Source organism: Streptomyces sp. NPDC006384, from assembly GCF_042870695.1.
In the GTDB taxonomy this organism is placed as follows: Bacteria; Actinomycetota; Actinomycetes; order Streptomycetales; family Streptomycetaceae; genus Streptomyces.
Genome location: NZ_JBIAHR010000017.1, coordinates 146,985 through 169,130, shown reverse-complemented (window position 1 = coordinate 169,130; position 22,146 = coordinate 146,985). Strand labels below are relative to the sequence as shown.

15 protein-coding genes are annotated in these 22,146 nt (G+C 70.3%); 8 read left to right on the top strand and 7 right to left on the bottom strand.

Going from position 1 to position 22,146, the window contains the following annotated elements; genetic code table 11:
* Nucleotides 1-314 precede the first annotated feature (314 nt).
* From eccCa to ACFYOJ_RS23560, 5 genes are all read left to right on the top strand, one after another.
* Nucleotides 315-4,292, top strand: coding sequence for a type VII secretion protein EccCa (eccCa, locus tag ACFYOJ_RS23580; protein ID WP_356553573.1), 3,978 nt, complete (start codon nucleotides 315-317; stop codon nucleotides 4,290-4,292).
* Between the two features lie 140 nt (nucleotides 4,293-4,432).
* Entirely contained in the window at nucleotides 4,433-4,888 is a 456-nt protein-coding gene (locus tag ACFYOJ_RS23575) for a hypothetical protein (RefSeq protein ID WP_356553574.1), read from the top strand.
* Nucleotides 4,889-4,952: 64 nt separating this feature from the next.
* Nucleotides 4,953-7,208 carry a hypothetical protein gene (locus ACFYOJ_RS23570; protein WP_356553576.1) on the top strand — a complete coding sequence of 752 codons (2,256 nt, stop codon included), beginning with the start codon at nucleotides 4,953-4,955 and terminating at the stop codon, nucleotides 7,206-7,208.
* Nucleotides 7,209-7,297: 89 nt separating this feature from the next.
* Nucleotides 7,298-8,296, top strand: a complete 999-nt coding sequence (locus ACFYOJ_RS23565; RefSeq protein WP_356553578.1) for a hypothetical protein — start codon at nucleotides 7,298-7,300, stop codon at nucleotides 8,294-8,296.
* Nucleotides 8,297-8,338: 42 nt separating this feature from the next.
* The gene (locus tag ACFYOJ_RS23560; RefSeq protein ID WP_356553580.1) at nucleotides 8,339-8,983 is read left to right on the top strand and encodes a hypothetical protein; all 645 of its coding nucleotides are present in this window, start codon (nucleotides 8,339-8,341) and stop codon (nucleotides 8,981-8,983) included.
* Nucleotides 8,984-9,111: 128 nt separating this feature from the next.
* Here the strand turns inward: ACFYOJ_RS23560 and ACFYOJ_RS23555 are convergent, their stop codons facing one another.
* The 7 genes from ACFYOJ_RS23555 to eccB form a co-directional block, all read right to left on the bottom strand.
* Complete coding sequence (locus tag ACFYOJ_RS23555; protein ID WP_356553582.1) at nucleotides 9,112-9,414, bottom strand: WXG100 family type VII secretion target; 303 nt, start codon at nucleotides 9,412-9,414, stop codon at nucleotides 9,112-9,114.
* A gap of 49 nt (nucleotides 9,415-9,463) precedes the next feature.
* Nucleotides 9,464-9,805 (bottom strand): WXG100 family type VII secretion target, encoded by a 342-nt coding sequence (locus tag ACFYOJ_RS23550; RefSeq protein ID WP_356553584.1) that lies wholly within the window; start codon nucleotides 9,803-9,805, stop codon nucleotides 9,464-9,466.
* 88 nt (nucleotides 9,806-9,893) lie between these two features.
* Nucleotides 9,894-11,075 carry a S8 family serine peptidase gene (locus ACFYOJ_RS23545; RefSeq protein WP_356553797.1) on the bottom strand — a complete coding sequence of 394 codons (1,182 nt, stop codon included), beginning with the start codon at nucleotides 11,073-11,075 and terminating at the stop codon, nucleotides 9,894-9,896.
* 130 nt (nucleotides 11,076-11,205) lie between these two features.
* Nucleotides 11,206-12,939 carry a hypothetical protein gene (locus tag ACFYOJ_RS23540; protein WP_356553586.1) on the bottom strand — a complete coding sequence of 578 codons (1,734 nt, stop codon included), beginning with the start codon at nucleotides 12,937-12,939 and terminating at the stop codon, nucleotides 11,206-11,208.
* Nucleotides 12,936-13,370 carry a hypothetical protein gene (locus tag ACFYOJ_RS23535; protein ID WP_356553588.1) on the bottom strand — a complete coding sequence of 145 codons (435 nt, stop codon included), beginning with the start codon at nucleotides 13,368-13,370 and terminating at the stop codon, nucleotides 12,936-12,938. The genes ACFYOJ_RS23540 and ACFYOJ_RS23535 overlap by 4 nt, the downstream gene beginning before the upstream one ends.
* A 219-nt stretch (nucleotides 13,371-13,589) precedes the next feature.
* Nucleotides 13,590-14,837: a type VII secretion-associated serine protease mycosin gene (mycP, locus tag ACFYOJ_RS23530; protein ID WP_356553590.1), complete on the bottom strand. Its 1,248-nt coding sequence runs from the start codon at nucleotides 14,835-14,837 to the stop codon at nucleotides 13,590-13,592.
* Nucleotides 14,838-14,852: 15 nt separating this feature from the next.
* Nucleotides 14,853-16,388, bottom strand: coding sequence for a type VII secretion protein EccB (gene eccB, locus ACFYOJ_RS23525; RefSeq protein WP_356553592.1), 1,536 nt, complete (start codon nucleotides 16,386-16,388; stop codon nucleotides 14,853-14,855).
* A gap of 218 nt (nucleotides 16,389-16,606) precedes the next feature.
* Between eccB and eccE the strand changes: the two genes are divergently transcribed.
* The 3 genes from eccE (at nucleotide 16,607) to ACFYOJ_RS23510 (ending at nucleotide 21,874) form a co-directional block, all read left to right on the top strand.
* Nucleotides 16,607-17,923: a type VII secretion protein EccE gene (gene eccE / locus ACFYOJ_RS23520; protein WP_356553594.1), complete on the top strand. Its 1,317-nt coding sequence runs from the start codon at nucleotides 16,607-16,609 to the stop codon at nucleotides 17,921-17,923.
* A 5-nt stretch (nucleotides 17,924-17,928) separates the two neighbouring features.
* A complete protein-coding gene (locus tag ACFYOJ_RS23515) occupies nucleotides 17,929-18,717 on the top strand; it encodes a hypothetical protein (protein ID WP_356553596.1) in 789 nt (262 codons plus the stop codon).
* A 301-nt stretch (nucleotides 18,718-19,018) separates the two neighbouring features.
* Entirely contained in the window at nucleotides 19,019-21,874 is a 2,856-nt protein-coding gene (locus ACFYOJ_RS23510) for an SCO5717 family growth-regulating ATPase (RefSeq protein ID WP_356553598.1), read from the top strand.
* Nucleotides 21,875-22,146: the final 272 nt, after the last annotated feature.

The following is a 22,146-nucleotide window of genomic DNA, read 5'->3' as shown; positions in this document are numbered from 1 at the left end:
CCTGCTGCTCCCCCTCGGTGCTGCTGTGTCTGCGGTGTGAAGGTCCTGCGCCTCTTTCCCGGCGTCCGCCGCAGGACGGGGCGGGAAGGGACGGGAGGACGGCCGCTCGACCGGGCCCGGCCGTGAAGCGCCGGACCACATCTCACGGAATGCCCCATACATCCGCCCGGGTTCGCGTGTGCTCACGCGAACATCCGGCACCCTACCGTCCGTCGGTGTGTGATGAGATCAGTAGGATCGCGCGGCGGCCCTCGTCCGCCTGACACGGGGTGGCGGACGGAAATCCGGCGGGCCGGCAAGGGGATTGGTGAGCAGTGAGCCAGATCGTCGTGAAGCGTCCGCCGCGGGCGCTGCCGCCGGAGGTCCCGACGGGCGAGGTGGTCGTGCAGCCGCCGCCCGAGCTGCCCCGGGGGCATCAGGAGAGCGTCCTGATGCAGTTGCTGCCGACGCTCGGCATGGGCGGCTCGGTCGTCTTCTTCTTCACCAGCGGGCAGCCGTTCATGCGCATCATGGGCATGGTGATGATCGCGTCGACGATCGCCATGTCGATCGCGATGGTGGTCCGTTTCCGCCGCGGTTCCCAGGGGCAGCTCGCCGATCTGCGCCGGGACTACCTGGGTTACCTGTCGCAGGTCCGCCGGACCACCGTGGCGACGGCGAGGGCGCAGCGTGACGCCCAGTACTACCTCCACCCCTCCCCCGAGCAGCTGTGGGCGCTGGTCGCCGAGGGCAGTCGCGTGTGGGAACGGCGGCCCGGCGACGAGGACTTCGCGCAGGTCCGCGTCGGTCTCGGCCCCCAGTCCCTGGCCACGCCGCTGGTCGCTCCCGAGACCGGCCCGGTCGACCAGCTGGAGCCGCTCACGGCGGGCGCGATGCAGCGGTTCGTGGCGGCCCACTCCACCTTGGACGACCTGCCGATGGCGGTCTCCCTGCGCGCCTTCTACCACGTCACGCTCGGCGGTGAGCCGGATTCCGTACGCTCCTCGGCCCGGGCGCTGACCGGTTCGCTGGCCTCTCTGCACTCCCCCGAGGACCTGGTCGTCGCGATCGCGGCGAGCCGGGACGCGGTGCGGCACTGGGAATGGGCCAAGTGGCTTCCGCACGTGCAGCTTCCCGGTGTCGCGGACGGTGCCGGGTCTCGTCGCCTGATCAGTTGTGACCCCCGTGAGCTCGAGGACCTGCTGGCCCCGCGGCTGGCCGGGCGCCCCCGCTTCCACCCGAACGCGGCGCCCCTGCCGGACGTCCCGCACCTCGTCGTCGTCCTCGACGGCGTCTCCCTGCCGCCGGACTCCCTGCTGGCCGGCCCCGAGGGCCTGCAGGGGGTGACGGTCGTCGAGCTGACCGAGGGCGAGCCGTCCGGCGCCCGCGGTGACCTCTCCGTCCTCGTGCAGCCGCGTTCGCTGCGTCTGGAGCCCGCGCACGGCGTCGTCTACGAAGGGACGCCCGACGTCCTGTCGTACGAGTCCGCGGAGGCGCTGGCCCGGCAGCTGGCGCCGCTGCGCATGGCCTCGGGCGGAGACGACGACGAACCGCTGCTGGCGAACCTGGAGTTCACCGACCTGCTCAACCTGGGTGACGCCGCCTCCATCGACACCCGGCGCACCTGGCGGCCGCGTTCCCAGGCGGAGCGGCTGCGGGTGCCGATCGGCGTCGGCGAGGACGGCCGCCCGGTGATGCTCGACATCAAGGAGGCCGCCCAGGAGGGCATGGGCCCGCACGGTCTGTGCGTGGGCGCGACGGGTTCCGGCAAGTCGGAGCTGCTGCGCACGCTGGTGCTGGGTCTCGCGGTCACCCACTCCTCCGAGACGCTGAACTTCGTCCTCGCGGACTTCAAGGGCGGCGCCACCTTCGCGGGCATGGCGCAGATGCCGCACGTGGCAGCCGTGATCACCAACCTGGCGGACGACCTCACCCTCGTCGACCGCATGGGCGACTCGATCCGCGGTGAGCTCAACCGCCGCCAGGAGATGCTGCGCGACGCGGGCAACTACGCCAACATCCACGACTACGAGAAGGCACGGGCGGCGGGTGCGCCGCTCCAGCCCATCCCCTCGCTGCTGCTGGTCATCGACGAGTTCAGTGAGCTGCTGACCGCGAAGCCGGACTTCATCGACATGTTCGTGCAGATCGGCCGCATCGGCCGGTCGCTGGGCGTGCACCTGCTGCTGGCCTCGCAGCGGCTGGAGGAGGGCCGGCTGCGCGGCCTGGAGACCTATCTGTCCTACCGCATCGGTCTGCGCACCTTCTCGGCCGCCGAGTCGCGGGCGGCGCTCGGTGTGCCGGACGCGTACGAGCTGCCGAACGTGCCCGGTTCCGGCTTCCTGAAGTACGGCACCGACGAGATGGTCCGGTTCAAGGCCGCGTACGTCTCCGGTGTCTACCGTTCCGGCTCGCGGCGGGCCGGGGCCGGTGACGGTCTGCTCCCGCAGGACCGCAGGCCGGTTCTGTTCACGGCGGCGGAGGTGCCGGTGCGGTACGTGCCGGCACCGCGGCAGGGCGAGAGTCCGGCGGACGGTGCCGGCGAGGTGGACGACGCGCTCGCGGACACCGTGCTGGACGTCGTCGTGCGCCGGCTCGAGGCCCAGGGGCCGGCGGCCCACCAGGTGTGGCTGCCGCCGCTGGACAGCCCGCCGTCGCTGGACTCGCTGCTGCCGGGGCTCACCGCCGTGCAGGGCCGGGGACTGACCCAGCCCGGTTACGAGGGCGCCGGACGGCTCGTGGTCCCCGTCGGCATCGTCGACAAGCCCTACGAGCAGCGCCGTGACCCGCTGTGGCTGGACTTCTCCGGTGCCGCCGGCCACATGCAGATCCTGGGCGGCCCGCAGTCCGGCAAGTCGACGCTGCTGCGTTCGCTGATCTGCTCCTTCGCGCTCACCCACACGCCGCACGAAGTGCAGTTCTACGGGCTGGACTTCGGTGGTGGCGGCATGGCCGCGGTGGCCGGGCTGCCGCATGTGGGCGGCATCGCCTCGCGTCTGGACCCGGAGAAGGTCCGGCGTACCGTCGCGGAGGTCTACGGCGTCCTGAACCGCCGCGAGGAGTACTTCCGGTCCTCGGGCATCTCCTCCATCGCCGAGTTCCGGACCCGGCGGGCCCGTGGCGACATCTCGGTCACCGACCAGCCGTGGGGCGACGTCTTCCTGGTCATCGACGGCTGGGCCAACTTCCGTACCGAGTACGAGGCGCTCGATCAGGTGATCCTCGACATCGCCGCCCGCGGTCTCGGCTACGGCGTCCATCTGGTCCTCTCCGCGTCCCGCTCGATGGAGGTGCGCTCCGCGCTCAAGGACAGCCTGCTGAACCGGCTGGAGCTGCGGCTGGGCGACACGATGGACTCCGAGCTGGACCGGAAGGCCGCCGCGAACGTCCCCACCGGTGTCCCGGGCCGCGGTCTGTCGCCGCAGAAGCTGCACTTCATGGCGGCGGTGCCGCGCATCGACGGCCTGACGTCCGACACGGACCTGGCGGACGCCACGGCCGCGCTGTCGGCCGAGGTGTCCCGGCACTGGCAGGCGCCGGGCGCGCCCGCGGTGCGTCTGCTGCCGCGCGAGTTCCCGGCGGAGCAGCTGCCTCCGGGCGACCGCTTCCCGCAGCGGGGTGTCGCCTTCGCCCTCGACGAGGACAACCTGGAGCCGGTCTTCGTCGACTTCGACCAGGACCCGTTCTTCCTGGTCTTCGGCGAGAGCGAGTCCGGCAAGTCGAACCTGCTGCGGCTGCTGATCAAGCAGCTGGCGGCGCGGTACTCCGGCGACGAGTGCAAGCTCTTCGTCGTGGACAACCGGCGCTCCCTGCTGGGCGTGACGCCGGACACCCACCTCGCCGAGTACATCCCCATGTCCAACGCCATGGAGCACCACATGGTGGCCCTGGCCGACCTCATGAAGCGCCGTACCCCCACGGCCGACGTGACCGCCCGGCAGCTCCGTGAGCGCAGCTGGTGGCAGGGGCCGACGGTGTTCGTGGTCGTCGACGACTTCGACCTCGTCGCCACGTCGAGCGGCAATCCGCTCAGCGGCCTGACCGAACTCCTGCCGTTCGCCCGGGACGTGGGCGTGCGTTTCATCATCGCCCGCTCCACCGCCGGCGCCGGCCGGGCCTCGTACGAGGCCTTCATGCAGCGCATCAAGGAGCTGGGCGCCCAGGGCGTCGTCCTGGCGGGCGACCCGGCCGAGGGTGACGTCCTGGGCGGCGTACGGCCGAGGCCGATGCCCGCGGGGCGGGGGGTGTTCGTCTCCCGGAAGCGGGGGCGGCCGCTGGTGCAGACGGGGCGGGTGGCGGAGGAGACGTACTGACGGACGGGTGGCGGGCGTACGCGCCCGCCGCCGTGCGACGGGGCCGTGGAGCCCCGGAGTCGGCTCGCGATCATTGCCGACAGGCGTGTTGTTAGTGTGGCGCGTGAACCTCAGGCGCGCGGAAACGGGGTGTGGGAACCATGGCTGAGTCTGTCGGAGAGCAGCACGGCGGTGGGGCCGGGGAGCCGGTCGGCATGCGGCTGAACCAGTACCCGGCCGAGCCGGGAGTCACCCCGGGGCCGCCGCCGCTCCTGGGCGGCGGGAAGAAGGACCTGGCGTCCAGCCCCGCCCAGAAGAAGGCCGCCGCCAAGGCCATCGAGGACCACCTCGAGCCCGACACCCGCAAGGCGGGTGACTGGGCCGACGAGGACACCAACGCCGCGGTCAAGGCCTTCGCCGCCAAGGACGGTGAGGGGTGGGCCACCTCGGGAGCCCTGAAGAAGGCGCACAAGACGTGGGGTGATCAGGTCCAGAACCTGATGACCCGCCTGTCCGCCGAGAAGGAGGCCCTGCGCAGCACCAACATCCTCCTCACGAACACCGACTTCACCGTCGGGCAGGGTGTGCGCCAGTCGTCCAGCCTCGACGGCTACTGAGCCGTCGCCATCGAGCAGTCATCACAGCGCGTAGCGGGGGACGATGCCGACCTACCACGAGATAATGACGACCGACCTGGCCACCCTCACCACGGCAGCCGACGGCTGGGACGACATGGCCAAGGAGTTCGGCAAGCAGGAGAAGGCCTACAAGCGGGATGTGCACGGCATCTCCATGGGGCCGACGTGGATCGGTCTGAGCGCGGATGCCGCCAACCGCCGGTTCGACATCACCCTGACGGAGTACCAGAGCGCCCAGACCGAGGCGAAGGCCATCGCCTCCCTCCTGCGTGACGCGCACACCCAGTTCGTCGATCTGCAGGGGAAGCTGAAGACGGCCCGCCAGGAGGCCGTCGAGGCGGGGATGAGGGTGTCGGACAAGGGCGTGGTCTCCTACGACACCGCGAGTCTGGACGCGGGGACCCTCAACGCGTACCACCACGATCCCGACTTCCAGGACAGTGTGCGCAAGGCCGTGAACTCCTGGCAGGACCGAATAGACCAGCTCGTCAAGGACGTCACGGACGCCGACAAGGGCGTACAGACAGCCTTCGAAGCCGTCGTCGTCGACTCGAATGCCACCGACGGCACCCTCAACGGCTTCAACGGCCAGGCGAAGGGCGACATCGAACTGTACGAGGCGGAGAAGGCCGAGGACATCGCGAGCCGCCTGGCGGACGGCAAGAAGGTTTCCGCAGCCGAACTCGCCGAGCTCGACCGCGCGTTCCGCGACAACTCCGACGACAAGGTGTTCAGCCAGACTCTGCTGAAGGGGCTCGGCACGGACGGCACCATCAAACTGACCAACGAGCTGAACCAGCTCGCCTACGACGACGACAAGAAACACAAGGCCCAGTACCTGGAGCTGCAGGGCGGTCTGGCCGACACGGTCGCCAGGGCCACCCAGGTGCCCGGGTCCGTCGCCGACGCCCCTCCGGGCTCGCAGAAGTTCACGAACTGGCTCGCCAGCGACGACGGGCAGTTCTACCGGCAGTGGACCCAGAGTCTGGAGAAGTCCGGCACCAAGAACTACGGATCGAACACCCAGCCGCTCTACGGCTACCAGTCCTTCGTCGGTCTGATGCAGCACAGCGACACCAAGTACGACGACCAGTTCCTCTACGAGCTGGGGGACGACCTGATCACGGCCGAGAAGAAATCCCCAGGAATCTTCCAGGAGTGGGGAGCCGGCCACGACGGCGTGCGTGCGGACGCGATCGACGGGCTCCTGGGCGTCATGAGCAGGAACCCCGACGCGGCCACCGCCTTCTTCGACCCCGCGGGCAACGGTTCGGGCGCCGATCACGTGGCGAACGACCACTTGAAGTACCTCCTCGACGACCGTGACTGGCCTCGGCACAGCACGGCCGCCGGCCCGACCGTCGTCACCATGGACGACCCGCTCAGCCGCGTGGGGCTCGGCGCGGCCCTGGAAGCCGCCTCGACCGGGCACGTGCCCCTGAAGACCGGCGAGGATCCCTGGCCCGACATGAAGCACACCGAGGCTCAGGCACGTGTGATGCACTCGATCGTGACGGAGCTGGCACCGATCGCCGGCACGGACGACGGCATTCCGGCGAACCTGCGTCAGCCGGTGGCCAATGCCCTGGGCGAGTACGGATCGGACACGCACAAGATCCTCGCCGGCGTCGACATCGACTACATTCGCGCGGGCGGAGGCGAAGGCTACTTCGACGAGGGCGGTTCCACCCATCTGGCCACCGATGCCAAGACCCTCGTCGAGACGTTGCGTGGTCTTTCGGAGGACCCCGAGGCGTACTCGACCCTGCAGAAGGCCGAACTCCGTCACGTCGGCAACGAGCTGGGCACTCTGCCCGAGGGTGCGGCTCGCGGTGACCTGGACGAGGAGCTGGAGAACCTGGGAAGTGGCCTGGGCGCGTACTCGGCGATCAAGGAAGACGTCCTCAACGACGAACGCATGGACACGTACGCCGACGTCGACTGGAAGATGAAGGCCGCGTACCACTTCGTCGGCGGTGCGGTCACTCCGCTGTACGCCACGGTGGGCCCCGTCAGCATCGCGTTCGGTGACGCTCTGCAGCGTGGCGTGGACACACTGACCTGGGACCTCGGAAACTCCATGAAAGCGGAGGCGGACGCCGAGGCCAATGCGCAGATCGCGGACAAGTACCTCAACGACAATCAGCAGGCGGCCTACCTCGTGGAAGGCTGGGCCCAGGGCCGGTCCGACATCGCAGCGGACAGCCCTGAGAGCAGGAAGCTCATCACCAACATGCTTCAGGGCCGTGACCGAGGGGCTGAGACCACAGGCAAGTACCTGACGGACACGACGAACTGACAACGCGAGACCGGCTCGGTCGTCAGCACGGCAACGATGCTGCCGCAGAGTGACGACCAGGCTGACTGGATCGATCCGGGGAAGTTACTGTGAGCGGAACACGGCGCCTGGACGCCAAGACAACACTGATCGTTGTGTGTCTCCTGGTCGTCGCAGCAGGGATCGGCGGGTGGTTCTATGCCTTCGGCTCACAGGATGAAGAAGGAACCTGTCACCGGCTCCTGAAGCACGAGCGCACGCGCACAGCGCTCGGTTCCGCGTACGAACCCGACTTGACCTGCGCGGAACTCGGTGAGGCCATCGTGGGCGCGACGACCGGGAAGCAGGCAGGGCGCCATTCGCTGTCCCAGGCCCAAGCCATGAAGGACGTCCTGTTGGCACTCGCCGACACCACCGAGGTGAATGACTCGTCCTTGGATCCGGAGCTGACGGCGCCAGTTTCTCTCGCGTTGGCGGACTACGCACCGGACGTATTCGGGGTCCTGGCTCCCGGGAGCATCGACTACCTCCGTCATGAGCTTCCCTCGGACAAGGCGTGGGAGGACGGCAAGGGCGCGCACATGTCCGTTCCCGCCGCGTCACTCCTGCGCGTCATGGTGGGTCTGTCCGCCGACCCCGACAGCTATGCGAACCTGCACAGGGCTCTGACCGGGCGAGTCGCCGAGGAACTGCCCGGTGCCGCTCATGACAAGACCGAATCAGCTCTTTCTCCCTATCCCACGGTTGCTTCCTGGGTCGTCGGCGACATGAACGCGGTGGCCGCTGCGGCACGTGAGGGCCTGGGGCAGTCGGAGTCGTCGGAGTGGGACAAGAAGGTCCTCGCGCGTCTGACCGAAGGGCCGGCGCACGTGCCGTCGTTCGGGGACGACCCGTCCGGCCACATCACGGGCTCCTGGCGGGCGACGCTGCCTCGGCAGGTTCCTGACGACTTGCTCGAGGTCCTCGAAGCACAGGGCGCCGAGATGACACGGGCCTGGGCCACCGCCCTGGGCACGAGCGAGGAGGTGGCGAGAGCACTGGTGAGGGACGCACAGGAGAGCGCGTTCTCCGCCCGGCGTTCCGCGCTTCGCGACTACCGCAGTTCCTGAGCGGCATCACCACACCATCCGCAGCCCAATCGAGGACCGCACGTGACACGCGCATCACACCAGCTGACCATCACTGCGGTGCTGACCGCAGCAGTCCTGTTGACCGGCTGCCAGAGTGGGAGCAGCGCAGAACCACTGAGCCTGGCCGGCCTGACGAAGACCGCCGACGCGGTACCGGACGACGGTGCTGACACCTGCCCGCTGCCCTACGACATGGCCGAGGCGGCGAAGAAGGCGGGAACGGGGGCGCCGGGCGGTCCCGGAGCCGAGCGGGACATGGAGGCGCCCACCGCCACGGCGGAGGGCGGCAAGCGTGCCAAGCCCGGAGACCCGCTCGCCGTCAATCCGGGTGTGCTGATCAGCTGCACCTTCCATGTCGGCCAGAACGACGTGCAGGTGCACACCATCGCCACGCGTGACCGGGACGCGATCAACCTCCTGGGGCCGGTGGTCTCGTCGCTGGCCTCCAAGTCCAGCGGCGACACCGTCGGTTACCTCGGCAAAGCCGGTGCCGCCGATGCCGGGGACGTGATCGGCGACGGCGGCGCCATCGCGTCCGTACGCCTCGAGCTCGACGGGGAGGGGGACGCAGCCCTTCTGGTCGGCGTGAGTGAGGCCGACATCGCGACGCTGACTCCCGAGGTGATCGAAGGGCTCGCGGGCGCGCTGGCGCAACAGTTGGGGTAGCGGCGGCTCACAGCGGCCCTGCGCTCCCCCTGGCGAACGGCAGACGCGCGGGGCGGACAGCGTCGTGAGACGAGAACAGGGTGGACACCTCCCGCGCGTGTCCACCCTGTTCGTGCTTCTCTGGCGTCCTACATGAAGTAGCTCGCGCCCTTCAGGTCGCCGCCGCGGTAGTCACCGCCGGCGAGGCCGACGCGCTGGCTGATGCTGACCAGGGCCTGGTGGATGCCGGAGGCGTGGCGGTCCCACTCCTTGGTCTTCTTGGTGAACTCCTCGTACGCCTCACCGCCCCAGCCCTGGGCCGCGTCCAGCACGGCCTTCTTGAGGGCCTGGAGGTCCTCCTCGAGCTTCTTGGCCTGGTCACCGAGTTCGGTGGCGAGCGCGTCCATGGTGCCGTAGGTGACGGCGAGCTCGTCGTAGTGGACTCCGGACATGTCTTCCTCGTTTCGTTGAAAGCCGGCAGGTCGTCTTCGGAGGCTCGCGTCAGTAGCTGTTGAGCGCCGACGTCTTGCCGCCGAGGTCTTCGACCGAGATCTTGGTGACGTCGGCCTCGATCTGGTCCTCGAGCTTCTGCTTGTCGGCCTTGTTCAGCTGGATGCCCTCGAGGAACTCGTCGAGCATCCGGCCGATCGAGGCCATGTGGTTGTTGATCTCCGTCTGCTTCTTGTCGAACGCCATGGCGCCCTGGCCCGTCCAGTGCTTCTCGATCATGTCGATCGTCCCCTGGAGGCGGGCGAGAGACTGCCTGATCGAGTCGTACCGGTCGATGACGTTCGTCTGGAGCTTCTGTACCTGGCTGTCGTAAAACTTGCGGTCTTCAGCCACTTCGGCAGTCCCTTTCGTGAGTGCGGTGCGACGTTGTCGTGTGTGTCACCGCGTGGTGGTGAGGGTCGGTCGGTGTGCGGTGGGGTCTTCAGGCACCTCGCCGTGAGCGGAGCACCGCGAAGGCGCCGCCCCCGAGCACGAGCACCGCCGCCGCGGCTCCGAGGGCCACCCACAGCGTGGTGTCGCCGGAGTCGTCCGCTTCGGACGCGACGGGCCGGGACTGACTGCCCGACGTGTCTTTCGAGGGCTTCGAGGGCTGGGGTGACGGTGACGGGGAAGACGTCACGGGATTTCCCGATTCGTCCAGGAGGCCGATGGCGTTCTCGTCCGCGAGAGGATCGGTGTTCGGCGCAACAGGCTTGAAGTTCTTGTCCACCAGCACCCTGCGGGGGCGGATCAGACCGTGGCCGAGATACGTGCTCGGGGTGTTCCGTGCCCAGTCACGGCCGGCAGTGTCGATGAGACTGCCGAGCACCTGGTTGGCCGTCCAGTCGGGGTGAGCGGACCAGATGAGGGCGGCGGAGGCGGATGCGATTGCGGTGGCTGCGCTCGTTCCCTGCCGTTCACAGTACGAACGGAAGCTGGCGTCGCACCAACCGGGGATGTTCAGTCCAGGGGCAGCCAGATCGACGTAGTTTCCGTGCTCCGAGAATTTCCCGACTTTACCGGTGGCGTCTGCGGCAGCGACGCCGACCACATACGGGTAAGCGGCCGGATAATCGATGACGTTCATCCTCTCCGCATCGTTCCCGACAGCAGCGAACATCAACTTGCCTTTTGAGTGTGCATACTTTACAGCAGCCCTCTCCTCATCAGTTTCACCGGGACTGCCGTATGACATGCTGATGATTTTTGCATCGCTGTCTGCTGCCGCCTTGATGGCTTCCGCTGAGCTCGGGGCTTTGCTTCTTTCGGTCTTGTCTTTCAGGTCGTCGAGAGCAATCCTGTAGGACAAAATCTTGGCATCTGGAGCGAGTCCTTTCAGACCACCGCCAGCCCCGGTGCCAGCGATCAACTCGGCCATGGTCGATCCGTGCCCCTGGTAGTCCTCAGTAGCACCGTAGGAAACAGACGCAGAGGTCTCATCCACAAGCACCTGCCCCTTGAGGGAGGGGGTGTGCGGGTTGACTCCCGAGTCGAGCACAGCCACTTTCACCCCCTTGCCTGTGCTCAGCTTCCACATCTCGTCAGCCTTCATCGCCGACAAATACCACTGCTGGGACTGCGCATCGGCTGCTGCCGCGCTCGGTGCCAGCCCCGTCGAGGTCATGGCAAGTGCGCCGAGCAGGCAGGAGACAGCTACTGCCCGCGTTTTGTTGCGCCTCGCCACGGGGGCGGTCCGCCTGGATCGACGGCTGAAACCTGACAACATGCTTGTGCCTGTCCTCGCTTTGGTCCGGTCAGTCGGCCGTGGCCGAGTTGCCACGTCGCTCGTCGCGGCGTGAACGGCCCTTGTCAGGCCGTTGGCTGCTGGCTCCACCACGTGGCGCTGCAGCACGTCCGGAGGTGGCCCCGCGGCTTCCTGCATTCGGCGCTCCGACGACCCCGTCCGGGCCGGCAGCGAGGCGGCGGGTTTCCCGGCCTGCGTCTGGCGCCGGAGGAGCCCCGATCACACCGCGCTGGGCAGGCTTCTGCCCAGCCGGACGAGGCACAGCGGCACCCTCCCCGCCGATGACCGTGCCACGCGGCATCTTGGAGCCCTTGTCGGCTGGCACCGCGCCGGTGACAGGACGCCCTCCGACAACTCCGTTGGCGGCGCGCCCCGGGGTACTGCTACTACGGCCGGCAGGAGCAGCCTGCATGGGACCGACGGGACCGCGGGCACCGCCAACTTGTCCCGGCACCGGCCCCCCGGACTTCGGGACGCCACCGACAACACCACGTCCCATGGGAGCGGACCCCCGCCCCGCAGCCTGCCCCGGAGCGGCCGTCCGTGGGACCGGCCCCACAGGAGCGGTCCCACGGCCTCCCACAGAACCGGGCGCAGCGGTCCGTGGAGCCTGCCCCAGAGGACCGGCGCCGGAGCGCGGTGCCGGGCCGCCGGCACCCGGGACACCTCCCACTCGTCCCTTCGCCGCTGCGGGGGCCCTGTTCACAGGCACACCACCGGGGCCTGTGGTACGCCCGGCCACACCACGCAAGGCGGGGGGAGCCGTACTGGATGCCATGGAGGGAAGGGGCCCTGTCGGTCCGGTGGGACCAGATGTTGTCGGCTGCGTGGCGTTGATCGGCTTGGCGACCTCTTGTTGCGGCAAGGTACCGACGCTGTCGATCTGCGTACCGACTCGCGGGTCCGAAGGCGCGACGAGACCGGCCGACTGGTTGACAGACGGCAGGTCACCGACGCTCTGCGACCGCATGTCGGGCTCACGCACTGACTGCCGACCCACAGTGGCCGGTTCCTCAACACTCCGGAGAGGAGAGGCTTCCGCACTCGGAATCGGACTTCCGTCACGGATGTTCGCCGGCGCCGGCACCCCCACATCCGGCAGTTTCGGGAACACCGGTTCCTCGGCCTTCCCCATCATCCCCGCCGACACCGTGTAGAACGACGCCAGCCGGTACATCTGGTTGATGGCCTCCTGGCGGTCCTTCTCCGCCTTGACCGCCGCCATGTACTCGTCGTTGGTCTCGACCTTGTCCTTCTCGTCGAAGTCCTTCGGCGCTTTGGGATCGGTGCGGGCATCGCGGTGGGGCATGGACTTCTTGACCGAGGCGAGGCCCGAGCCGGCGGCCAGGACCTGGGTGCCGATGAGGTCGGCGTAGTCGGCGATGCCTTCAGCCGTTTTGATGAGGTTGTCGCCCCAGCCGGAGAAGGCCTCGCGGGCCTCGCCCTTCCAGTCGATGTCGCCGAGGTTGCCCTTGAGCTCGTCCGCCGCCTTCTTGATGGCGTCCCGGGCGTCGACGAGGGCGGTGCCGGCGGATTCCAGGAGTTCCGGGTTGGCGGAATCGATGATGTCGAGGATCTGGTTGAGGCCGTAGCCCTCGAAGTTCGTGGAGCCGAAGTGGACGCCTCTGGACGGACCGAAGGGCACCAGCTTGGTCACCGTCATGACCGCGTCGAGCGCACCGATCTGCGCCTGGGCGTCCTTCTGTTCCTCCAGGTGCGGCCCCGGCTTGTTGTTGTCGCTCATGACCATCCCGCGTCGGTCTTGTCGGCGTGGTTCTCCTGCTTGAGACGCTCCTCCAGCATCTCTTCGCGCGTCTGATTGGCCACGGCCCGGATCTCGTGGAACCGCTGGCGCTGTTCTTCCTCGAGGTTGTCGAAGGTGACGTCCACACCGTGCACGGCGATCTGCATGGCCTCCAGGTGGAGTCCCAGTGACTTGGAGAGGGCGGTGATCCGCTCGTGGACGCGCTCGTACTCGAGGTGGAGCCGCTTGCCCTCCGGGAAGGCGCCGCTGCCGAACGCGCTCTCCGGCAGGCTGTGGGTGCTGACCTTGGACGGGCCGCCCGCCGACTCCTCGAAGTTCTTGAGCAGGTCGTCCACGCGTTTCTTGAACGTCGAGAGCGCCATCACGCCGCGGCGGACGTCTGCGGCTCCGCCCATTTCTGCAGCAACCACTGTGCTACTCCTCCCCGTTTCCCCGTGTTGCGGCCTGCCCGGCTCGAGGTGCCGGACGGACCCCGGCGCCGGAGCGATCACGAACGCCACGGGGCCACTCTAGTAACAGACACCGACAGTCCCAACCGCCCTGTGCCACAGGCCTGCTGCAACCAGCCCCCGCCATCGCCGTCTTCACTTGACCGACACAGTTCCCGCCGGGACACCGGTGTCCCTTTGTCACCGGATCCCCTTGGTCCGGCCTCGTCTGCCCGCGTCGCGGATCGCGACCGCCGCTCCGCCGAGGCCCGCCACCAGGACCACCGCGCCGACCGCGACGTAGGTGGCGAGGCGGGTGTTCCTCTCGGCCGCTGTCTCACCGACGGGCATCGCGGCCGCCGCCGGTGCCTCGGCCCTGGCCAGGCCCTCCTGAGGGCGGGGGGACTCGATCGGCTGCTCGTCCTCCGTGAGGGCGCGGACCGGGTCCACCACTCCCCAGCCGACGAGGCGGTCGTGGCCGGCGACGGTGCGTTCCGCGGTCTGTTCGATCTGGGCGACGATCTGGCGTGCGCTCCAGTCGTCGTGTTCGGCCTTGAGGAGTGCGGCGATGCCCGCGACGTAGGGGGCGGAGAAGCTCGTGCCGTTGTCGGAACAGTGGCCTCCGCCGGGCACGGTGGAGATCATGTCGACGCCCGGGGCCGCCACGTCGACGAAGTCGCCGGACTGGGAGAAGGACGCGCGTTCGTTGTTGCGGTCGGAAGCGGCGACGGCGAGGACGCCCTCGTAGGAGGCGGGGTAGGTCTTCTTGACGTTGCCGCCCTGTCCGTCGTTGCCCGCCGATGCGACGACGACGACGTCCTGGGCCAGGGCCTCGTCGACGGCCGCTTCCAGTTCCGGGTCGGGTTCGGCGGCGCCGGTGGTGTCCTGGGAGATGTTGATGACGTCCGCCCCCGCCTTGACGGCGTAGCGGATCGACTCGGTGAGGGTGCCGGTGTCGCCGTTGCCCTCCGCGTCGTTCTGCTGGATCGGGATGATCGTCGCCTCGGGGGCCAGGCCCACGAAGCCGGTCCTGTCGTCGGGCCGGGCCGCGATGATGCCGGCGACCTTGGTGCCGTGGCCGACGGTGTCGGTGGTGCCGTTCTCGTTGCCCCGCTCGATGGGGTCGCCGTTCTCGTCCTTGAGGTCCTTGGGCAGGAAATTACGGCCGCTCTTGACGTCCACGGCGCTTTTCAGCTGCGGGTTCTTCACGTCGACGCCGGTGTCGATGACGGCGACGCGTACGCCCTCGCCCTTCGACCGGCTCCACAGCTCGTCGAGCTGGACGCGCTGGAGGGACCAGGGGCGGCCGGGGTAGGCGGCGTTGGGGAACTCGCACTGGTCCGAGAAGGATTCCTCGGCGGCGGCGGGGTGGCCGGCGGCCAGGGAACCCGCCATCAGCAGGCTCGTGACGGCCGCCGTCGGCAGCAGGCGCAGGCACATGGGTCGCATGGCGGCACCCCTCCGTCAGGAGCCCTGCGGCTGGCGTGCCGCGGCCGTGGACAGGCGGGGCCCCGTGGGCAGGAAGGCGGACCAGGCCGCGGGGATCGGCGCGGGGTCCACGTCGGCGTAGCCCAGGCGGGTCTGGGCCTGCTGGGCCTCCTGCTCCAGCTGCTTCTTCTCCTTGGCCGACATGCCGATCCCGGCGTCGTCGGTGGCGCTGTCCGCGTTGGACTGCAGGACGTAGCGGAGACCGGTGTCGGTGACCAGGAAGACGGGGCCCGCCTTCGTCTCCGTGCCCTTGAACTGGCGGTAGAGCTGGCCGGAGCCCGGTGTGACGTAGGCGCTGGAGGAACCGGTGGGGAGATCGGCCGGGAAGTCGGTACCGGCCCAGGTGCTGAGGGTGGTGGCGCCCTTGCCGTCGACGTCGCGCAGCACGTTGCAGACCGTGTTGCGGCTTCCCTTGGCGTCGGATGCCTCGTTGACCGCCCGGGGGGTGCCGCTCGGCCACTTGTGCTCGGTGCCGAAGGGCTTGCCCGGGACGATCGCTCCGGGGCTCACCTCGAGGGCCTGGCCGGCCTGCCCGACCTGGGTCAGGTCCTTGCTGAACAGCAGCAGTTGGGCGACGAAGGCGGAGACCGGCGCGACCCTGCCGGGCAGTACGACGTAGTACTGCTCCTTGTTGTTGTCGAACGCCTTGAGCACGGTGCCGACCTTGTCGGCCGACGCGTCGAGCCGGCCGGGCGCGTTCGCGGGTGCGCCCGGAGTGCCGGTGATCTTCGGGAAGGTGACCGGGTCGCCCTGGTGGAGGGTGGCCAGCCACTCCCGGGACACCCGCTGCGGCTCGCGTCCGGAGCCGACGACGGTACGCAGCAGCAGTTCGAGGTCGGATCCGGTGTCCTTCCCGTCGACCTGGTACGCCGTGCCGCCCGCGTCCACGACGAAACGCCTGCCGTCGGGGTCGACGACGTAGAGGAGTTCGCCACCGGACAGCTTCTGCTTCCCCTCGGTCAGCTTCCTCTCCCGGTCCGCGAGGACCAGTGCGGCCTTCTGGATGGCCCGGCCGCCCGCGCTCGGACGTTCGCAGACGACCCACCGCTTGGCGGCACCGGCCTCCTCGGGAGAGGGCAGGCGGTCGGGGGCGTACGGGATGCCGATGGTGACACCGTGCCGGATCCTGCCGCTGTCGAGGAGCGATTCGCTGACGGTGACGACGTCGCCCTTGTTGGGGGCGAGGAGGAGCTTCGCCGACGCCATGTTGAGCACGGGGTGGAGCTGGACCTGGTCGCCGGTCTTCAGGACGACGTACCGGGTGGTCGACTTGCTGGCGATGATCACTTTCTCGTTCGGGGTGTCCCAGCCCTTGGGCGCGGTGGGCTTGAACATTCCCCAGGCGCCGAAGACGGCCATGACGATCACGCCGATGACGAGTCCGGGTACGACACCTCGCAGGGGGCGCGGCGCGCCCTCCTCCGAGCCTTGCGGGAAGGACTGGACGAAGGCCGCGAGCAAGCGGCGCTTCGCGAAGGTGTAGGCGTTGAGCTGATCCCGCCGAGATGCCATTGGTGCGTTTCTCTCCCCGTGTCCCGCCCGTACTCGCCCGAGTTCCGTCCGGCCGGCCCCGGGGACCGTCGTCCTCCGCCCGCCGGTGTCAGACGCCGCCCCTACTATGCCTGGTGTGAGGAGCGTCGTGTGGAGCGGGTAGGGTGCGTGGGCCCTTCGGGGCTGGGCGCAATGGCAGGAATTCCAGTGGGTTGTGAGCGAATTGGGGGGATGGAGTGATGGCTTCCGGGACGCGCGCCTCGGGACGTGACCGGGCCCGGGCACGCGGTCCCGTCCAGCCAGGGCCGCGGCGCACACGGCAGCCGTCCGCGCGAGGCGGCCTCGCTCTCAAGGTGCGCTCGGGCGTTCCGGGTTCGTTCCGGCTGCAACGGATCGTGCTCCTGGAGCTCGCGGCCGCCCTCCTCCTCACGGGATGGGCGATCGGCACCCTGGCGCTGGTGCCCGCGGCCGTCGTCGCGGTCGTCCTCGTCCTGCTGGCCGTCGTGCGCCGCAGGGGCCGCTCCCTGCCGGAGTGGCTGGGCACGGCACGGGCTCTGCGTGTCCGGCAGAAGCGCGCCGCGGATCTGGTGATACCGGCGGGCACCGAGCCGGCGCTGGCCCCGGCCCTGGAGTGCGATCCGAGCCTGCGCACATACGCCTACGGCGGCCGGGACCGGCGGCCCGTGGGCATCATCGGCGACGGCACGTTCGTCACCGCCGTGGTGCAGGTGGAGGCCGACGCCACCGCGCTGCGCGCCGAGCGGAGCAGGCGGCCCCTGCCCCTGGCGCTGGTGCGGGACGCTCTCGAAGTGGACGGGATCCGTCTGGAATCGGCGCAGATCGTGCTGCACACGCAGCCCGCGCCCGCGCTGCATCTGCCGCGTCAGTCGGTGGCCGTCAGCAACTACGCGCCGCTGCAGGAGCAGACCGGGGCTCCGGCGGTCCGGATCACCTGGATCGCGCTGAAGGTCGTTCCGGAGCTGTGCGCCGAGGCCGTCGCGGCCCGGGGCGGGGGCCTGATCGGGGCGCAGAAGTGCGTCGTGCGTGTCGCCGATCATCTCGCCAGCCGGCTGACCGGTGCCGGGTTCCGCGCCACGGTCCTCGACGAGGAGGAGCTGACGTCGGCGATCGCCACGTCGGCCTGCGCGAACCCGCTGGTGACGGCCGAAGCCGGGCGGGCGACCCGGCACGAACGGCGCACCGAGGAGTCCAGCCGGAGCTGGCGCTGCGACAATCGCCGCCACACGACGTACTGGATCCGCAAGTGGCCCGAGCTGGGCGGTGACCGCGGGACGTCGCTGCCGCAGTTCGTCGCGCGGGTCACCGCGGTTCCCGCGCTCGCCACGACGGTCAGTCTCACCCTGTCGCGCGCGGACCGGCAGGAGATGTCGCTGCGCGGCCATCTGCGGGTCACCGGGCGCAGTGCCGAGGAACTCACCGAGGCGCGGCGCGCGTTGGAGGGTGCCGCCCGGGAGGCGGGTGCCGCGCTCATGCGACTCGACCGCGAGCAACTGCCGGGTGTACTCGCCACGCTGCCCCTCGGAGGTGTCCGGTGACCGCCATGACGACGACAGGGACCGTCGACGGACCGGACGTGCACGGCGCGCCGGCGGACACCCGGCGGCCGGCCGGCGGCCGGGTGCGCGGTCTGCTGCACACCGGATTCGGCCTGATCGGTCCGCGCCACGGACGTCACACCCTGTCCCCGGAGGATCTGGACACGCTGTCGTTGCCCATCGGGGACGACGGTGTGGTCATCGGCGTGGACGCCGAGGGTCAGTCCGCGGTTCTGGGGCTGAACCGGCCGACTCCCTACGAGATGGTGCTCATCGGCGGCCTGTGGACGGCCCAGGTGTTCGCGCTGCGGGCCGCCGCGACCGGTGCGCGGGTGGCCGTGGAGACCGGGCGGGCGCAGGCGTGGACGCAGATGGTCCACGCCATGGGCGGCGGCCAGAACGGACTCGCGGTCTACGACGTGGGCCGGGTGCCCCCGCTGGGGGCGTCGGCCGGTACGCCGGTGCTGGTGGTGCGGGACTGCGGCATGCGTCCGCCGCGCGGCCGCGTGGTCTCCGGCCCCTGGAGGTCGGTGCTGACGCTGCTGCCCTATCTCAGCCCGGTCGCGCCCCGGCTCGTCCGGCAGGCGCGGCTCGTGGGAGTGCAGCGGATCTCCCCGGCCGAGGCCGGGGAACTGGGCCGCACCATGGCCCTGCCGCGGGGTGACGTGGACGCGCTGCCCACCCTCGCCGACGGTGTCACCCTGTGGTGCTCCGATCGTGACCGGCAGTACGTGATGACGCAGCCGACCGACGCGGAGATCGGCCTTCTCGGTACACCACGGCGGATGGACTGAGGGGACGCACCGGCCGGTTCGTCCGATTCCGGCGGGTACGGCGGCGAAAGAGCTTCACCTTTGGGCGTTTTGCGGCCTCGGGTGCCGGGTGGGCAGAGGGACGGGCCCTGACGGTGCCGGGTCACTCGTGATTAGGCTGGTCCCGGGCGCCACGCCAGAACCCGTGGAATGGGCGTCGGCGTCCTTCAGGAAGGGCGGGGACCGACATCTCTCGTCTCGCCTTCGTCGATCTCGGACAACGTCGGACGGAATCGGTCGCCCCAGCACGGCATGAGGGTGCCCGACCACACCAGGAGGAACTGTGAGCAGCGATCGGGACGGGATCCGCGGGGGCTGGGCGACACCCGGCGATGACCAGCCCGACGCGGAGTCCGCAATCGAGACGACGGGCGAGTTCACCATCGACTACGCGCCGCCCGCCTGGTACACGCAGAACGCTTCCGGCGACTCCGGGCAGGCGGCGGCCGGTTCGCCGGGTGCCGGCGCCTCCCCCGCCGTCCCGTCCGTTCCCCAGCCGCCGTCCCCCGGCGTGACGCCCTTCCCGCCGCCTCCGCCGGCGACGAGTGAGCCCTACGTTCCCACCGCCCCGTCCACGCCTCCCGCCGGCGGGACGGCCGAGGTGCCCGGTCTTCCGGTGGGGAGCGGTTTCGAGCCCGACCTGCCGCTGGCCCGGTCGGAGGACCGCTCCGAGCCGGGGAGCGCCGACGGCGACCTCGAGAGCGGAGCCACCATGCGGTTCTCCGCCGCCTCCCTGAAGCGGGAGTTCGCGGAGCTCGCCGCCGCGGAGGAGGCCCTGCGTGAGGAGGTGCGGGCGGACAAGCAGCAGGAGCCGGCCGCCGGCGGGACGGAGAGCACCGCCGGGGAAGCGACCGGTGGCGAGGCCGCCGCTTCCGACGAGGGCGACGGCGACGACACGGGCGACGTGCCGGAGGCTGCCGGTTCCGTGGCCGACGACACCGTACGGCCCGGGCCCGACGACGGCGATGTCAAGGACGAGGGCGACGTGAAGGACGACGGCGACGACGACGCCTCCCCCGACGCCCCGGACGGCACCGCCCTCACCGGCGCCCGTGACGCCGTCGAGCCGGCCCCGGATGCCGATACGGCCGGACCCTCAGGCTCCGGCCAGGCGGATCCGGCCGGCCCGGCACCGCAGGACGCGCCCCCGCAGGACGCGGCACCGCAGGCCTCCGCTTCCGTCGCCGCGCCTCCCGTCACGCCGGACGGCGTGCCGCCGTTGCCTCCGGCGTACCCGCCCGCCGCACCCGCGCCGGCGAGTCAGTGGCCCGCGCAGCCGCAGTCGGCGCCCGCCGTACCGGGGCAGCCGGAAGCACCGGCGCAGCAGTCTCCGTTCCAGCCGCAGGCCCCGCAGCCGCCGCACGCCGCGTGGCACGCGCAGACCGGCGCGCCGGCGCCCCACGGTCAGGCGCCGGGACAGCCCGCGCCTGCGGCGGGCTACGGCTTCCCGCCGCAGAGCGCCGCTCCCTCCACGACGCCGCAGCCGTCGGTGCCGCAGTCGGGCGGCCCCGGCGCCATGCCCGCCGCCGCGGGGTACGGCTTCCCCCAGCCGGAAGCCGCGGCCCAGCAGCCCCAGCCCGACGGTTACGGCTTCCCCCAGCCTCAGGCGCCGCAGGGCCAGCAGCCGCCCGGAGTGCCCCACCAGCCCGGTCAGCCGCAACAGCCGTACCCGGCGCACCCGTTGCCGCCGCAGGCCGCACCGGGGCAGGTCCCGCAGCCGCCGCACGCCGCGCAGCCCGGCCGGCAGCCGTTCCCGCAGCAGCCCCACCAGGGCCGGCCCCCGCAGGGACAGCCACAGGGGCAGCATCCGCAGCCGGCCGATCCGCGTCTCGGTACCGCCTGGCCGCAGCCCGTACAGCACGACCAGCGGCAGCCCACCAACCCCGGTGCCGCGCCGCTCGGTTACACGGCGGTGGTGGAGCTGTCGTCGGACCGGCTGCTCAACAACAAGAAGCAGAAGGCGAAGAGCAGCCGCCCCGCGGCCGGCGGTTCGCGCTTCAAGCTGGGCGGGAAGAAGGAGGAGGCCGAGCGGCAGCGGAAGCTGGAGCTGATCCGCACGCCGGTGCTGTCCTGCTACCGCATCGCCGTCATCAGCCTCAAGGGCGGCGTCGGCAAGACGACCACGACCACCGCGCTGGGCTCCACGCTCGCCACCGAGCGGCAGGACAAGATCCTCGCCATCGACGCGAACCCGGACGCCGGTACGCTCGGCCGCCGGGTGCGCCGCGAGACCGGGGCCACCATCCGCGACCTCGTCCAGGCGATCCCGTACCTCAACTCGTACATGGACATCCGGCGGTTCACGTCCCAGGCGCCGTCCGGGCTGGAGATCATCGCCAACGACGTCGACCCTGCCGTGTCGACGACCTTCAACGACGAGGACTACCGGCGCGCGATCGACGTGCTCGGCAAGCAGTACCCGGTCATCCTGACCGACTCCGGCACGGGTCTGCTCTACAGCGCCATGCGCGGTGTGCTCGACCTCGCCGACCAGCTGATCATCATCTCCACCCCGTCCGTGGACGGCGCGAGCAGCGCCAGCACGACGCTGGACTGGCTGTCCGCGCACGGGTACGCCGACCTCGTCTCCCGGTCCATCACGGTCATCTCGGGGGTCCGCGAGACCGGCAAGATGATCAAGGTGGAGGACATCGTCAGCCACTTCCAGACGCGGTGCCGTGGTGTCGTCGTCGTGCCGTTCGACGAGCATCTCGCCGCCGGTGCCGAGGTCGACCTCGACATGATGCGGCCCAAGGTGCGGGAGGCGTACTTCAACCTCGCGGCGATGGTCGCCGAGGACTTCGTCCGCCACCAGCAGTCGCACGGCCTGTGGACGTCCGACGGCAACCCGCCGCCGGTCGCCGCACCGCCCATGCCGGGCCAGGACTTCGCGGGCCAGGGGATGCCGGGGCAGCCGCCCTACGCGGGACAGCCGTATCCGGGCCAGCCCGCCCCCGGGCAGTACGCCCCCCAGCCGGGCCAGCCCCAGCCGTACGGCCAGCCCGCGCCCCATCCGGGGCAGCCGTACCCCCAGGCGCCCGGGCAGCCCTACCCGCAGCAGCCCGGTCACCCGCAGCCCGGTCATCCCCAGCAGCCGCAGCCCCCGCAGGGCCATACCCCGCCCCCGCCGCAGCAGTAGCAGTAGGCCGGCGGTCCCCGGGCCCGCGCCGTCCCCGACGGCGCGGGCCTTCGCGCGTTCGCGGTCAGAACCGACGGGAAAGCGCCGCCACACTCTCACCTGCAAGGCGTCAATGGTCTCTGCCAATGTGGGCGACTCGGCGGCCAACTCGCCGTTTCCGCAGGCCACATGGCGTTTGACGCACCGTTGACGCGCGCAGACTGCCGTTGATAGACACACACTTCATTCCGTCGGCGCCGACTGATCACGCTCCATGCAAGGCCGCTCGCATC

What these genes read in the sequence shown, in the direction of transcription:
- ACFYOJ_RS23575 (WP_356553574.1), top strand. Translation starts at nt 4,433, where the DNA reads ATGGCTGAGTCTGTCGGAGAGCAGCACGGCGGTGGGGCCGGGGAGCCG.
- ACFYOJ_RS23570 (WP_356553576.1), top strand. Translation starts at nt 4,953, where the DNA reads ATGACGACCGACCTGGCCACCCTCACCACGGCAGCCGACGGCTGGGAC.
- ACFYOJ_RS23555 (WP_356553582.1), bottom strand. Translation starts at nt 9,414, where the DNA reads ATGTCCGGAGTCCACTACGACGAGCTCGCCGTCACCTACGGCACCATG.
- ACFYOJ_RS23545 (WP_356553797.1), bottom strand. Translation starts at nt 11,075, where the DNA reads ATGACCTCGACGGGGCTGGCACCGAGCGCGGCAGCAGCCGATGCGCAG.
- ACFYOJ_RS23540 (WP_356553586.1), bottom strand. Translation starts at nt 12,939, where the DNA reads ATGAGCGACAACAACAAGCCGGGGCCGCACCTGGAGGAACAGAAGGAC.
- mycP (WP_356553590.1), bottom strand. Translation starts at nt 14,837, where the DNA reads ATGCGACCCATGTGCCTGCGCCTGCTGCCGACGGCGGCCGTCACGAGC.
- eccB (WP_356553592.1), bottom strand. Translation starts at nt 16,388, where the DNA reads ATGGCATCTCGGCGGGATCAGCTCAACGCCTACACCTTCGCGAAGCGC.
- eccE (WP_356553594.1), top strand. Translation starts at nt 16,607, where the DNA reads ATGGCTTCCGGGACGCGCGCCTCGGGACGTGACCGGGCCCGGGCACGC.
- ACFYOJ_RS23515 (WP_356553596.1), top strand. Translation starts at nt 17,929, where the DNA reads ATGACGACGACAGGGACCGTCGACGGACCGGACGTGCACGGCGCGCCG.